Annotated in this window: 16 protein-coding genes; 6 read left to right on the forward strand and 10 right to left on the reverse strand. The window is 33.3% G+C overall.

Features of this window, described 5'->3' with window-relative positions; all coding sequences use genetic code 11:
• Window positions 1-7 precede the first annotated feature (7 nt).
• The 4 genes from BKP45_RS12790 to BKP45_RS12805 all read right to left on the reverse strand — a co-directional run bounded on the left by BKP45_RS12790 (window position 8) and on the right by BKP45_RS12805 (window position 5,709).
• Window positions 8-3,010: a DEAD/DEAH box helicase gene (locus BKP45_RS12790; RefSeq protein ID WP_084787896.1), complete on the reverse strand. Its 3,003-nt coding sequence runs from the start codon at window positions 3,008-3,010 to the stop codon at window positions 8-10.
• Window positions 3,000-4,592, reverse strand: a complete 1,593-nt coding sequence (locus tag BKP45_RS12795; RefSeq protein WP_071390049.1) for an SWIM zinc finger family protein — start codon at window positions 4,590-4,592, stop codon at window positions 3,000-3,002. The genes BKP45_RS12790 and BKP45_RS12795 overlap by 11 nt, the downstream gene beginning before the upstream one ends.
• A gap of 64 nt (window positions 4,593-4,656) precedes the next feature.
• Window positions 4,657-4,962 carry an AzlD domain-containing protein gene (locus tag BKP45_RS12800; protein ID WP_071390050.1) on the reverse strand — a complete coding sequence of 102 codons (306 nt, stop codon included), beginning with the start codon at window positions 4,960-4,962 and terminating at the stop codon, window positions 4,657-4,659.
• Between the two features lie 3 nt (window positions 4,963-4,965).
• The gene (locus BKP45_RS12805) at window positions 4,966-5,709 is read right to left on the reverse strand and encodes an AzlC family ABC transporter permease (RefSeq protein ID WP_071390051.1); all 744 of its coding nucleotides are present in this window, start codon (window positions 5,707-5,709) and stop codon (window positions 4,966-4,968) included.
• 131 nt (window positions 5,710-5,840) lie between these two features.
• Between BKP45_RS12805 and BKP45_RS12810 the strand changes: the two genes are divergently transcribed.
• Entirely contained in the window at window positions 5,841-6,101 is a 261-nt protein-coding gene (locus tag BKP45_RS12810; RefSeq protein ID WP_071390052.1) for a DUF6154 family protein, read from the forward strand.
• A 210-nt stretch (window positions 6,102-6,311) separates the two neighbouring features.
• Here the strand turns inward: BKP45_RS12810 and BKP45_RS12815 are convergent, their stop codons facing one another.
• Window positions 6,312-6,866: a hemerythrin domain-containing protein gene (locus BKP45_RS12815; protein ID WP_071390053.1), complete on the reverse strand. Its 555-nt coding sequence runs from the start codon at window positions 6,864-6,866 to the stop codon at window positions 6,312-6,314.
• Window positions 6,867-7,030: 164 nt separating this feature from the next.
• On the opposite strand from BKP45_RS12815, the gene BKP45_RS12820 reads away from it, so the two are divergent.
• Window positions 7,031-7,234 carry a hypothetical protein gene (locus BKP45_RS12820; RefSeq protein WP_071390054.1) on the forward strand — a complete coding sequence of 68 codons (204 nt, stop codon included), beginning with the start codon at window positions 7,031-7,033 and terminating at the stop codon, window positions 7,232-7,234.
• On the opposite strand, the gene BKP45_RS12825 is transcribed toward BKP45_RS12820, so the two are convergent.
• From BKP45_RS12825 to BKP45_RS12840, 5 genes are all read right to left on the reverse strand, one after another.
• Window positions 7,231-7,581 (reverse strand): DUF1360 domain-containing protein, encoded by a 351-nt coding sequence (locus tag BKP45_RS12825; protein WP_211272972.1) that lies wholly within the window; start codon window positions 7,579-7,581, stop codon window positions 7,231-7,233. The two genes, BKP45_RS12820 and BKP45_RS12825, sit on opposite strands and share 4 nt — an antisense overlap.
• Before the next feature lie 352 nt (window positions 7,582-7,933).
• Window positions 7,934-8,533, reverse strand: coding sequence for a hypothetical protein (locus tag BKP45_RS12830; RefSeq protein ID WP_071390056.1), 600 nt, complete (start codon window positions 8,531-8,533; stop codon window positions 7,934-7,936).
• Between the two features lie 376 nt (window positions 8,534-8,909).
• A complete protein-coding gene (locus tag BKP45_RS12835; protein WP_071390057.1) occupies window positions 8,910-9,140 on the reverse strand; it encodes a DUF3813 domain-containing protein in 231 nt (76 codons plus the stop codon).
• Window positions 9,140-9,271: a hypothetical protein gene (locus BKP45_RS23325; protein WP_281243164.1), complete on the reverse strand. Its 132-nt coding sequence runs from the start codon at window positions 9,269-9,271 to the stop codon at window positions 9,140-9,142. Before BKP45_RS23325 ends, BKP45_RS12835 begins: the two co-directional genes overlap by 1 nt.
• 256 nt (window positions 9,272-9,527) lie before the next feature.
• Complete coding sequence (locus BKP45_RS12840) at window positions 9,528-10,334, reverse strand: Cof-type HAD-IIB family hydrolase (RefSeq protein WP_071390058.1); 807 nt, start codon at window positions 10,332-10,334, stop codon at window positions 9,528-9,530.
• A 170-nt stretch (window positions 10,335-10,504) separates the two neighbouring features.
• Between BKP45_RS12840 and BKP45_RS12845 the strand changes: the two genes are divergently transcribed.
• Genes BKP45_RS12845 through moaD form a run of 4 tightly spaced genes read left to right on the forward strand, consistent with a single transcriptional unit; the run spans window position 10,505 to window position 13,012 of the window.
• Window positions 10,505-11,782, forward strand: coding sequence for a molybdopterin molybdotransferase MoeA (locus tag BKP45_RS12845; RefSeq protein WP_071390059.1), 1,278 nt, complete (start codon window positions 10,505-10,507; stop codon window positions 11,780-11,782).
• Window positions 11,783-11,792: 10 nt separating this feature from the next.
• On the forward strand, window positions 11,793-12,320 hold the full coding sequence (gene mobB / locus BKP45_RS12850) for a molybdopterin-guanine dinucleotide biosynthesis protein B (protein ID WP_071390060.1): 528 nt from the start codon (window positions 11,793-11,795) through the stop codon (window positions 12,318-12,320).
• Window positions 12,313-12,786, forward strand: a complete 474-nt coding sequence (locus tag BKP45_RS12855) for a molybdenum cofactor biosynthesis protein MoaE (RefSeq protein ID WP_071390061.1) — start codon at window positions 12,313-12,315, stop codon at window positions 12,784-12,786. The genes mobB and BKP45_RS12855 overlap by 8 nt, the downstream gene beginning before the upstream one ends.
• The gene (moaD, locus tag BKP45_RS12860; protein ID WP_071390062.1) at window positions 12,779-13,012 is read left to right on the forward strand and encodes a molybdopterin converting factor subunit 1; all 234 of its coding nucleotides are present in this window, start codon (window positions 12,779-12,781) and stop codon (window positions 13,010-13,012) included. The genes BKP45_RS12855 and moaD overlap by 8 nt, the downstream gene beginning before the upstream one ends.
• Window positions 13,013-13,626 lie beyond the last annotated feature (614 nt).

Genomic DNA, 13,626 nt, shown 5'->3' on the forward strand with positions numbered 1-13,626 from the left:
CCTTTCATTACGATAAATTAGAACTGCGCAATTTAAGGAATTGTTCTAATTCACTTGTTGACAACTCAGATAGTTTATTTTCATTTGTATTTAGTATTTGATCAGACAGTTGTTGTTTTCTTTCTAGCATAGTATGAATTTTTTCTTCCAATGTCCCTTTTGTAAGTAGCTTATGAACAGTAACGTCTTCGGTTTGACCAATTCTGTACGCTCTGTCAGTAGCTTGATTTTCTACAGCAGGATTCCACCATCGATCGTAATGGATGACATGGGTAGCTGCAGTTAAATTAAGTCCTACTCCACCAGCCTTCAACGAAAGAATAAAAAATGGTGCATTCCCATTCATAAACTCATGTATAAGCTCTTCACGTTTTTGTCTTTGTAAACTACCATGTAAAAATGGTATCGTTGTTTGTAATTTTTCTTCTAGACCGTTTTGAATGATTGAACCCATTTCTTTATATTGAGTAAAAATAAGCGCCTTTTCTTGGTTAGAAACAATGGTATCAGCTAAAAGCATCAGTTCTTCCCATTTTTCAGAACGATTTTCAAGACTGCCACCGTCTTTTAAATAGTGTGTAGGGTGATTACAAATTTGTTTTAGTTTTGTTAGGCTACTTAAAATTAATGCTCGGCGCTCCATTTCAGAAACAGTATCTATTTTCTCAAACAGATCATTAATTACTGCTTGATACAAACTAGCTTGTTCTACAGTTAATCCTACACGATGGATAATTTCATTTTTACTAGGAAGCTGGATGTGAATATGCTTATCTTGTTTTGTTCTTCTAAGTAAAAATGGTGAGATTATTGATCGTAGTTCATTAAGCTTTTCTATATTTTGCTCACTTGCTTCAATTTCTTTAATGTATGTCTTTGAGAATTGTTGGTACGAACCAAGAAAATGATCATTTAATAAATCGATGATTGACCAAAGTTCTTTTAATCGATTTTCGATTGGAGTACCCGTTAATGCAATTTTATGAACAGCATCAATTTGTTTAATGCTTTTTCTTTGTTTTGTTTCAATATTCTTAACATGTTGCGCTTCATCTAGTATAAGAGCTTCCCAATTTCTGGCCTTCCATAAAGATTCATCTCGAACAGATAAAGAATATGATGTAATAACAATATCAACTTCAGTAAGTTCATCAATTGAGCGGTTTTGTCCATGATGAACATAGACGTTAAATGTTGGAGCGAATAAATGTAACTCGTGTTCCCAATTTCCGATCAATGATGTTGGGCAAATAAGAAGGAATGGTTCAGTTAACTTTCCATTATTAGCTTCTTTTACAGCAAGTAAGTATGAGATCGTTTGTATCGTTTTTCCTAACCCCATATCATCAGCAAGACATGCGCCAAAACCAATTTTCCTCATATTTAATAACCAAGAATATCCATCCTGCTGATATGGACGCAATGTACCGTTTAATTCTTTTGGTAAGGGGGCCTTTTCCCAAGTATGAACCATTAAATCCTGTAATAAAGATTCGATTTTCTTGTTCCATTGAGCTTCCCATTTAATATTTTTTTCAATTTCATCTTGTAAATGAAGCTGATATGCTTGCATATAAGTAAGTTTCTTTTTTTCTTTGTATCGTTTAATTTTTTCTTGAATTTTTTGGGCTGTATTTACATCCCAAAGTACCCATTTCCCCCTTAGTTTCACAATCGGTTGTTTATGGTTTACGAGTTCATGAAATTCTTCTTCGGAAACGGTGACTCCACCAACGGATATAGAATAATCAAACTCAGCAATTGATTGCCAATTTAATAAAGGTTCAACATGACCTCTATGTTCACTAATTTCTTTTTGTTTAAGGGTAACGAAGAAATCATCTTCTTTTTTATGCCACCAACTAGGGACAAGAACCGCTATTCCGAGCTGCTCTAATTCTATTTGATTATCTCTTAATAAATTATACGCTTCTTCAATTGATACCTTTATAGAAGGTTTAGTTAAAGAAAATTTTTCAAAGTCTATTATTTGGTTTTGGGTATTTTTGAGTGCTTCTTTAAAGAAAGTTATCGGATTTTCTCTCCAGGGATGATTTCCAACAAGAAGCTCATTAACATCAATCATTAATGTTGGGTCTTTCCGATCTTGTATAAATAATGTTATTTGCCAATCATCCGTTCCTTTTTTCTCTTCAACCCGAACCCCAAGTTTGAACGGAGCCACTTCAACTGCCCCAATACTCTCCAAAAAATGTTGATGTGCTTTAGAAGAGTGAGATATTGGTTTATCTTCTTGAAGGTCGCTGATGATATTTTTTACATAGTCTGACTGACTTTCTTGAATGTTGTTAAAGGATTTTATTATTTCTTGATCATTCCTTATTAAATGACTGACGTAACTGTTGATAAATGAAAGAGAAAAGGCTTTTAAAGATGCTTTTTCTACTTCTTTATCAATGAGAGAGTAATTTGTTGGTAGTAGTGCTAAAAGAGAAGAGGGCGAACTATCTTCCCATTCCTTAAAAGGAAAATTAGGTATGCCCCACTCGCCATTTTGATTTGGTATTAAATTACCTTCAATCAGTTCATTTAACAGTGTTCTCATTAGCTGTTGCAGAAAAATAAAATCATCAGCAAGTTGCCATTCATCTGTATTTATTAACTGCAAAAAGGCAGAAATATACAAAGGAATATTCTGATTAGGAATTTCTAACCCATTTATCGGAAATAGGTGAGTTTCATAAGTAGATGGTACGTGATAAACAGGAACACTGCCAGCTAAACTGTAAAATAAGCGATTGTTTAAAGGTACTTGAATATGGCATTCTTCAGTTTCTAAAAAAGTCCCGTAAAATGATGGCTCGTGTTGACGAAATAAAGCTAATTTTAACTCAAAAGGAGAATAAAGAAACGGGTACTTAAATGGTTCTATGTCTACATATTTTTTATGTTTTTTTTGTTCTGCCCATATGAAAATACTATACCCTGATTTTTTTTTTAATAGTCCACCATGGACAATAATAGGGTTTGGGTTATAACTATTTATCAATTTTATTCAGCTCCTGAATAAACGCACGGAACGTTTTAAATCGTTGTTTTAGTCCGTTTTTATATAAATTAAATGTGTGTGTGTTGTTCAGTTTTTCGTAAATAATTTTTAATTTTTTTATAAAGGCAGCCGCTTCTTCATAATGAACTCGAGATTTTTTTTGTACTAATCTTTCCACGAGTTGATGATAGAATGGTAACAGTAGCTGTGGTTGTTTCTTTATTATCACCTTTAACATCTTTTCGATTTCAGGAGAGATTACATACACATCTTTTTTATGTGTTAATAATGAATGTATTCCTTCTTCAAAAAGCTCTTCTTCTGTCACAATATTATAATAAGTTGCTTCAGTTTGAGGACGATATAAATCAGCTCTTAATTTAGGGATAATATATTTTAATATTTTTCGTTTCTCTAATGGGTCGCTCTTTTTAATCCTTGATTTATATGAACCGAACTGTGGGTGTTCAAGCCAGTTTTTCCAAACAATCGTTAACTTTTCTTCTTCACTACCAGTTTCTATTAACATTTCTTCAAAGAGTTTTCCGAGCATCGTACCTTGTTTTGGTTTTTCGTGCGGAAAAAATAAATCAAACCAGTGTTTCATCATAACAAAATCTTTTTTTCGTTCCATTATTAAAAAATGGTCAACAAGTTCACTGTTATGTAGTTTAGATTTGAGTTGTTTCAGTAAAGTTAAAGAACTAGCACCGTCATTCGCTTGTAAATATAACAGGCTAGCTAATTTTGTTAAATAGATTTGATTATTTTTATTGTTAAGGCTTAATAATTGCTTTGCGTGAATAATTAATACATTTTCTCTTTCTTCACATAATAGCCAAGTAGAAATTAGTTTTTCATATGGTGCTTCTATTTCTTTTTTATTAGTTTGGTCGAGAAGAAGTGATGTGTACCATTCATAAAAAGGCACGTTCGCTTCAACAACTTCTTGTTTTAGGAAAGGATATCCTTGTTGAATCAACTCATTAAAAAAAGCTAAAAAACGATTTTGGCGAAATCGATATGTATCGTAATCAGTTGCTTTTTTTATTATTTCATCCATTAGTACTGTGAAACTTATAATTTTAAATTGAGCTGCCTTTTTTGCTTCAATTTGATCAAGCTCCTCGAAAAATTGTTTAACGATATATTTTAAGTGGTCATTACTGTAATGGCCATTTTTCGAAAGAAGTTGATATATTTTATCTACATACGGCTGTATATCATCTATTAAGTGCTTTCTCACAATCTCAGGATGATCAATCTGTAGATATGTTGTAGAAACTAATGAAAGAGATGCTGTTTCTTGAAGTATCTTTTCTAACTCTAATAAAACGGCAACCATATGCTTGCAATTTTTCTCATAAGGACAATTACAATGGCTCTGTTTTAAATCATTTAAGGCAATGGTAACTTCATAATAGGTAGTTCCTTCAACAGTTGCAGAGAAGCTGTCGTTTAATAAATACGTGTCGGAAACATTTCCATTGTAAAAATAACTTTTACCACGTTCTATAATACGACTTTGAAAATAATTTTCTAAAAAATATTCGATATTAGTAAGTAATTGTTTTTTCTCCATAGGTCACCACTTGTTTATTTCGTTATCACTCTATTGTAATACGAAATGTTACTAGAAAACAAATTCAGATAAAAAATGAATATATTGTTAAGGCTGTTATCGCACTGGCAACTACTACAATGAGATTTGCACCTATAAGCGCGATGATGAGCGCTGTGATACCGCCAATGACTCCAAACCAGATATCTCCCTGAATGAACAGTATTCCAGGAAAAATTAGTGCGCCCAAGGCAGCATATGGAACGTTTTGAAGTATAGCTTTGACCTTTGGGGGCATTTCTTTTCCGTTCATCGTAATAAGGGGTAGCACTCTAGGAATATATGTAACGATAGCCATTCCGAAAATAATAAGGGCAATGTTCATAGACATAATTTATTGACACTCCTGATTTTTACCTAATTCTTTATTTAAATAAGGTTGTTTTTTTGAATATATAACTTCAACGATTATTGATGAAAGTATTGTCGCGCATATAATGGCCCAACCACTTGGGATAACAAATGTAAAAAGAGAATTAAATATTGCAGCAAAACTTGCTAGTAAAATTACTTTTCGATGTTTTTTCAATGACGGAGCCAATAAGGCAATAAATAACGCATATAGCGCAACCGACATACTCTTTTGAAGTGTTTCTGGTAATGAAGTGCCAATGACATAACCGATTCCTGAATTAATCACCCAGCTAGAATATGCAATAAACGCTACTCCGAAGATGTACGAACTTGTTAATCGTCCTTCTTTTGTTGAAGTTACTGCAAATACTTCATCAGTAATTCCAAAGGCATAAATTCCTTTAATGATTGGATGGCCTTTTTCTGCCTTATCACTAATAACAGTTGTCATCAATAAGTGACGTATATTTATAATAAAGGTTGTAAAAATAATCTCAAGTGCGCCTGTGCCAATTGCAATTAAACTTAATGACATATATTGAGCTGCCCCCGCAAATACAAAGGCACTCATTGCGAGAGTTTCGATTATAGTCAATCCAGTTGTATTTGCAATAAAACCAAAAGTAAGTGCCACTGGCATATAACCGAGAGCAATACTGAGACCGGCAGTTAAACCTTTATAAAAATCTAATCTACGGTTTTTAATTGTAGGAAAAAGTAACATGTTTATCTTAGTTCTCCTTTTCATGATAGTTAACCCATATTTTACTCCTCCTTTACAAGCTATGTAAATAAAATTAAACAATTACTGAGTTGCATTTACGAAAACTTCCTAATACAAAAGAGGTGTTTATATTGAAAATTATTGATGATGTGTTTGAAATGTATAGGAATCATTTAACGGGTGACGAGGAAGACATTTTTGTCATCATTTATGGAATATTGGATGGCATGAAAACGAGTGATTTGGAAAAGGTTTTTTTAGAGTTAAATGGAGAAGAGAAGTTTGAAATGGTTGCTTTGTACTTATATGAAAAGCTCAGATTAAAAATGTCAGAAGAAGGTATTGGTCACATTGGAAATGATGATGATCAAGGAACAAGTATATTACATTAAAAAAAAGAATGTTGAATAGTTTAAGATATGATATGGAGCCTTTCATCCCAAATATCAATTAAACAAAATTCAACATTCTCAGTTAATCAAACTGATTTGAACTTAAGGGTCAGAACCCCACCTCTAAGCGTAGGTGGGAACTTTCATTCAGGTGGAGTTGAGACACCATCTGAATTTCCGATGTTCTAGCGAAGCTAGAACGAGTTCTCTTTATTTTATTTTTTCAAATTGAATGATTAGTTCTTGTTTTTCTTCATCGGATAGCATTTGTTCTGCCATAGGAAATAGGATGTTTTCTTCTTTCATAAAATGATCTGTTAACGTTATATATACAATTTTAAGATGGTGAAATAAAGAGAAGGCTTCCTCTTTCGATACTTCTTTATTTTCCTCTTTTATTACGGAAACCTTATCCATAAATTGTTTTAAGTTTAATTTAGCTGTAGAATGTTCATATTCCATTACTGCAATTGGACCACCATCACGACCAATATATTTAACCATCATCTCAAAAAGGACATCCTCTTCTCGATTGGAATGAGGTTCTAGTTCTGTAATGAAAGTAGTAATTTTATCATGTAACTCATTAACGGCTTTTGTCCAATCAGTTGTATTATCTTCTTCGAATGTTTCTACCATTTGATTAAATTCTGCCATTTTCGCTAGAAGTGAAGGGTGTTCATCAATTAATTGCTTTAATGGGGCTGAATAATTAATTTCCTTTGGATCGCCAAATGCCCCAGAACAAGGTGAGTTAAAATTCATACTTTTCCTCCTATAAATAGTAATTTTTTTTAGAGTATAGATTTCGCTTTTCTTATAAAATTAATTTTAACCAATAAAAATAAAATATGAGGTGACAATGGTCACAATTGAGAAAAAATGAATGCCTTTCTTTTGTTTGGGGATTTTAAAAGAGAGGTGATAATATGAGTCATAAAGACGATAATTTAATTGAAATACTTCAAGCTTCTGTAGACCAAGAAGAAGAAATGATGCGAACTTATTTAATTGCAGCCGAACGAATTCATGAAAGCGAAGAATTAAAACTTCGCTTACGGGAATTCGCAGAAGGAAATGCTAAACGTTCACGTCAGTTGATGGATGAAATAAAGCGTATCGATTTAACTTAGTGGGTGTGTTTGTTTAAGGCTTGAATGGCTTTAGTGCCAACCCCTACAAACGTTTCGAGTATCGTTTGACCACCAGCGATTGCGAAAATAAATATGGCAGGGACAAATATAGAAGGATAAAGTAAATAGCCTAATCCAAAGATGATCGCACTCCAAATACCTGTACACCAATAACAATTTAATAAGTAACCTAACTTTGAATCAGGTACCTTTTTTGTTTTTTTGTGTCCATCCTCATTGATTGTTTTTTCCTTTAAAAAGGGTTTACGTATAAATTCAGTAACCTTATCAAAAACGATTAAATGAGTAAAACGATAACTCGCTAAAATGATCATAACAAATAACATCCAATTCAATTCAATTACCAATTGAAGGCCCTCCCTAAATTTGGATAGTGTCTCTACATGTTATTTACTTAAAATACGAATTTCATACAGGTTTTGTGGAAGAAATTAGGGGGGGGCTTTAAGTAGCGAAAATAACTGGTAATAATACCCATATTAAATTTGTTACGTTCTATAGTATAATAAAAGAGGTTTTTCAATTTCTATCTTGAGATTTATTCGAGCCCTTTGAATAAATCTCTTTTTTTGTGGTGTCATAAGGAGACAATTGCTCGTAGTAATAAACGGGGGTTTTTCGCAAAAAAACACCCGAATTGTTTAAAACAAGTTCGGGATTTAGCTTTTTTATAAGTCATTAAAGTAATTGTTCAATTTCTTTTTTACGTTTAGATAATAGTTTTAGTTTTCGTTTTTGTTCTTTAATTGCATAATTGTCTAGAGCTTGAAGAGATTCGTAAAGTTCCATTAATGTGTAGTCAATTTCCAGGTTAAGGATATTAATAATCGTTTCTGGATCGAGATCATGATCAAAATCTCGATATTCAATAATTGCTCCATATTGGTTCATAACGATCTTTTCACCTCCATGAATTTCTGTAATGGACTGGATAACTCCATCCTTGAAAAATGTAATATAATGTGGACCCTCGGTGTACGTTTTGATGAAACCACTACCTCGATACTCTTTCATAATCAATTCTAGAGCTTTTGCTACTAATTCTTCGCTCACCTTCAGACAGTCAACAGTGATAGTAAGTTTTGTGCCGTTTTTCTCAAAAGGGATTTCGTGTATTGAATGATTTGTATCTATAATTAAGTAAATAATATCATCGTTGTACCGCCAATAAAGGGAACATTTGTATTCCATCATCTTATTAATGAATTGCTGGAGCGATTGTTTGGATAATTCTACATGAAGATCATGGAATTCAGCTTCGAAAAAATGCGGAACCATCTGAACACTCCTAACTTTTGGGATTCAAAAGCTGTTTTTTATTATCGTATGAAGGGGACGGCGTGAAAAGAAGTAAAAATTGTGTATTTTAATTTAGAAGAAATATATTTATTTTTATGTTTGTCCCCTCGAGATCAAATAAAAAAAGACAGCTAGAATATAGATGTTTCTAGCTGTCTTTTTAAATGATTATAATGTTGCAATTTTTAGGAACAACGCATCTTATAGATGCCATAATTTTCAGGTCAGTTCAAGAAAAAACCTTCAGCAAAGTAATCTAATCTGACTTAATAACTTAAATAGTTTGATGGAGGTTTCCGCGTATTTAGTTGGTTAAGTTGTGATAATGCAACCATTATCCCTACAGTAGTAATGATTATTGGTATTCTGGTAAGTTATGCTCAAGGTTATCTATTTGATCCTGGAGTTCAGCGAGTTGTCGTTTTTCAGCAATTGTCGATTGTGCAAACGCTGAAGAAAGGTTATTTTTCGCCTTCGAAATTTCTTTTGTTGCCATTGCAATTTGTTCAGGAGTAGAGGCTGTTTGAACCATTTTTTGGGCTTGCTCTACAGCTGTTCTAGCTTGTTGAAAAAGTTGGTTCCCCATTAGCATTCACCTTTATTTGTATTATTTTCAACTTCATCCATTGTTTTAATATTACGTTCTCGTTCATTTGCTGGTTGAACATAGTCCTTACCTTGTTGTACAAAGCGTTTTGATTTAGATTTTTTACTCATTTTTGATCTCTCCTTAATATATAAAGGTGCAAACTTATTTTTTTCTATTTGCATCAAAACTACACAGGTAGAATTATGTATTTTTCTAGGGGAATTACATGTATGCGTCATGACTAATTACCTATAAATAAGCAGCTTCGAACCTTAGTAGACCTAAGCGTAAGAATGGAACCCGAAGGAGAAGAAATGAAATATAGTACATAAAAAACGCTTGGCGGAATTCCAAGCGTTTTAACTGAATATTTACGACTACTTTCTAAATACTGAAATATCCCTCTAAAAATTCAGCGATTCCATCTTCTTCATTTGTTAATGTTGTTGCATTAGCAAGAGTTTTTAATTCAGGAATAGCATTTTCCATTGCTACACCTACCCCAGCGTAATCAATCATTTCTAAATCGTTGTCTTCATCCCCAAAGGCAATAATACGTTCTTTAGGGATAGAATAATAGTTCGCAATCTTTTGTAAACCAACCGCTTTATTTAATCCGGCTTTAACGATTTCTATTACATTCCATGGAGCGCCCCAAACCCGTTGATCGATGACTTCCGCATGAGCATCACGTAATAAATTTTTTAATTCCTTTACATGTTCGTCTTGTGGATGTATCAATATTGAAGTAGGGTGATCGGTTAAGATATGGTGTAAATTCCCAAATTTTATTGGAGATTCACCCATTGTAAATGTTTCAATTAAAACTTGATCGTAATACCTTAAATAAAATTCATCGATAATTTCAACCATAATATTTTTAACCTGGAATGCTTCACAAGTTTCAATGATCATTTTGGCTGTATTGAGTTCAAGAGGGCTATGATAAAAACCAAAATCTTTTTGTAATGGATGATGAACAAATGCTCCATTAAAATTCACAATAGGAGTATTTAAGTCTAATTCCTCATAATACATATTACTAGCACGATAAGGTCTACCGGTTGCTATACAAACGATGTGACCAGCCTCACGAGCTTTTTGTATTGCGCGTTTATTTCGGTTAGATATGGTTTTTACATCTGTAAGTAACGTACCATCTAAATCAATAGCAATCAAATGCTGTTTCATATGGCCTCCTAATAATAAAATATTATCGCATTATATTTCTATATATTACCTTCTTGAAAAATAATTGTCTAATTTGATTGAAAGATAATCAGCCAATGTGAAAAAGTTCATAGATATGTCTAAGAATTATCTGATAAAATATAAAGAGAACTGCGAAAGGTGTGACCTAAATGTTAACAGACAGAAAACCGATTAAGATCCATGAAGCTATTGAAGCTGTTTTGAAGTTTTCGAAAGAAGGCGAAATAGAATACATACCAATTGAAGAGAGTGATAATCGAATATTAAAAGCACCTATAAAAGCTGATCATGATATCCCTCCTTTTGATCGTTCACCATTAGATGGATTTGCTGTTCGTGCTGAAGATACAGTTTCAGCTTCAAGTGCTAATCCTATAGAATTAGAAGTAATTGAAACTGTTGGTGCTGGTGGGTTAGCAAATAGCATCCCTCAAAAGGGCCAAGCAATTAGAATAATGACAGGGGCAAAAATGCCAGAAGGTACTGATGCAATTGTTATGTTTGAATTAACAAAAGAAATTGAGAGAAACGGTAAGACGTTTGTTTCAATAAGTAGAAAATTCATTCCTGGAGATAACATATCTTTTCAAGGAGAAGAAACAAGATCTGGTGATGTTTTAGTAGAAGCTGGTCGACAGGTTGAGCCAGGGGTAAAAGCCCTTTTGGCTACATTCGGGTATAGTAAAGTTCCAGTAGCAAAAAAACCAACGATCGGTGTGTACGCAACAGGAACAGAATTATTGGATGTTCACGAAGAACTTAAGCCTGGTAAAATACGTAATAGTAATTCATACATGATTACTTCACAAATTATTAAGACTGGGGCAATACCAAGGTATTTTGGTAAATTAGTTGATGATTTTGATCGTTGTTTTGAAGCGGTAAAGAATGCACTTGAAGAAGTGGACGTGTTAATTACTACTGGTGGTGTTTCTGTTGGTGATTTTGATTATTTACCAGCTATATACGAGAAATTAGGGGCCAATGTGTTATTTAATAAGGTCGGAATGAGACCGGGAAGTGTTACCACGGTTGCTGAATATAATGGGAAACTTTTGTTTGGTTTGTCTGGTAATCCTTCTGCATGCTTTGTTGGATTTGAATTGTTTGTGCGACCGTGGGTTCAAATTTTCTTAGGGTCAAAGAAACCGCACCTACAAATGGTTCATGGAGAACTAAAATCTGATTTTCCAAAAGCGAATCCATTTGTACGGTTTATTCGTAGTAAAATGACGATCGAATCTGGGAAGGTCTTTGCTGAACCAGTTGGACTTGATAAATCTGGGGTGGTTACCTCTCTTGCAAATTCTGATGCGTTAGTAGTGTTGCCTGGTGGAACCCGTGGCTTTCAAAAAGGTGATACCGTTACAATCCTTCTTTTAAATGGTGAAGGTGGCACCGCAATCTATAAAGAAAAACGTAGCTAAGGAGTTTTTAATGAACCAACAAATCATTCAAGTAGCTGGGTTTAGTAACAGTGGGAAAACGACCCTAGTAGAAAAGCTCGTTCGTTTATTGACAAAAGAGGGGTATCGTGTTGGAACACTGAAGCACCACGGACATGGTGGTCAATTGACGTCTACAGATTATGGAAAAGATTCTTGGAAGCATAGTCAAGCTGGTAGTATTGCAACTTGTGCAGTTAGTGCTGGCGATTTACAATTAACAATTAATAGAGAGCAACATTGGGAAGTAGATGAATTGCTTTCTATTTACTGCAAGCTTCCAATAGATGTTATTGTTATTGAAGGGTTTAAAATGGCTCAGTATCCTAAAATAGTGATATTGAAAGAAGAAAAAGATGTTACATTATTATCTAAATTAAATAATATATTCTGTGTCATTAGTTGGTTTCCTTTAGAAAATGAGAAGAAAATGCAAGGAATTTATTATTTCCAAATAGACGAGGAAAGTAACTATACCAATTTCATATTACAGAAGGTGAAAGGGCAGGACAATGAGTGAAAAACTATTTTTAATTACAGAAGGGGAAATCTCAATTCAAGAAGTTGTCGATAAGGTTGTTCATCGTAATGCAGGTGCAATAAACACGTTTATTGGAACTGTTCGTGAACTTACAAAAGGTAAGAAAACAGTTTATTTAAAATATGATGCTTATACAAGTATGGCACAAAAAAAGTTAGCACAAATTGGTAATGAAATTCAAGAACGATGGCCTAATTCCTTAGTGGCAATTTCTCATCGAATTGGTCATCTGGATGTAACTGACATTGCTGTTGTCATCGCCGTTTCAACTCCACACAGAGCAGATTCTTATGAAGCAAGCCGTTACGCCATTGAAAGAATTAAAGAAATTGTACCAATTTGGAAAAAAGAGCATTGGGCAGATGGAGAAAAGTGGATGGGTGATCAATTAGAGAAAACACCGTATCCAACAGGAAAGCCAGAGGAGGAACATTTGAATGATTAAAGTATTATTTTTTGCAGAGTTAGAAGAAATAGTTGGAGCAAGAGAGTTAGTTATTGAAAAATCAGAAATGACAGTTAAAGATGTAAAGGAATATTTAAAAAGTCAATTTCCTAATTTGCCAGTCGATAGAGCCATGATCGCGGTTAATGAAGAATATGTAGAAGAAACTGATATAATCAAAGCAAATGATACTGTTGCCTTAATCCCACCAGTAAGTGGTGGTTGAAAAAGTTACCTTTGGGTAGCTTTTTTTGTACGGCAAAAAACGTTTGAAATTTTGACATTGTTTATGAGACGGTCCTACTTATACTAGTTTTCACGTACTAGGACATATAACTTGTGTATAAACGTCATGTAATCGCCCAAAAGCAAAATGGCCTCATAAATAAAACTAAATAACAAGGACATGGATATTCTAATAACTATGTTAGTAAGGCTTAGAGAGTAATTCACTAAGCCTTAAAGTTTTGCATTTTTATAATCTTATTAGGGAATAGCGATTAATCAAACTGATTTGAACTTAAGGGTCATAGACCCCCACCTCTAAGCGTAGCGTAGGTGGGAACTTCCATTCAGGTGGAGTTGAGACTCCATCTAAATTTCCAAAGTTCTAGCGAAGCTAGAACGAGTTCTCTTGTGACAAAGATTATTTATTTTAAACATATGAATAATCATAAATTATTTGTATAGTCGATTAATTCGAACTATTATTGTTCGTATAAGTATTATTCGTCTTTTTTCTTTAGAAAGAATATTTATAAAATATAAAAATACAGTTGATTTTATTTTTATTCAAACTTATAATAAAAAACAACATTAAAAATGTGAGAAGATATAACC

The sequence above is a fragment of the Anaerobacillus alkalidiazotrophicus genome (assembly GCF_001866055.1).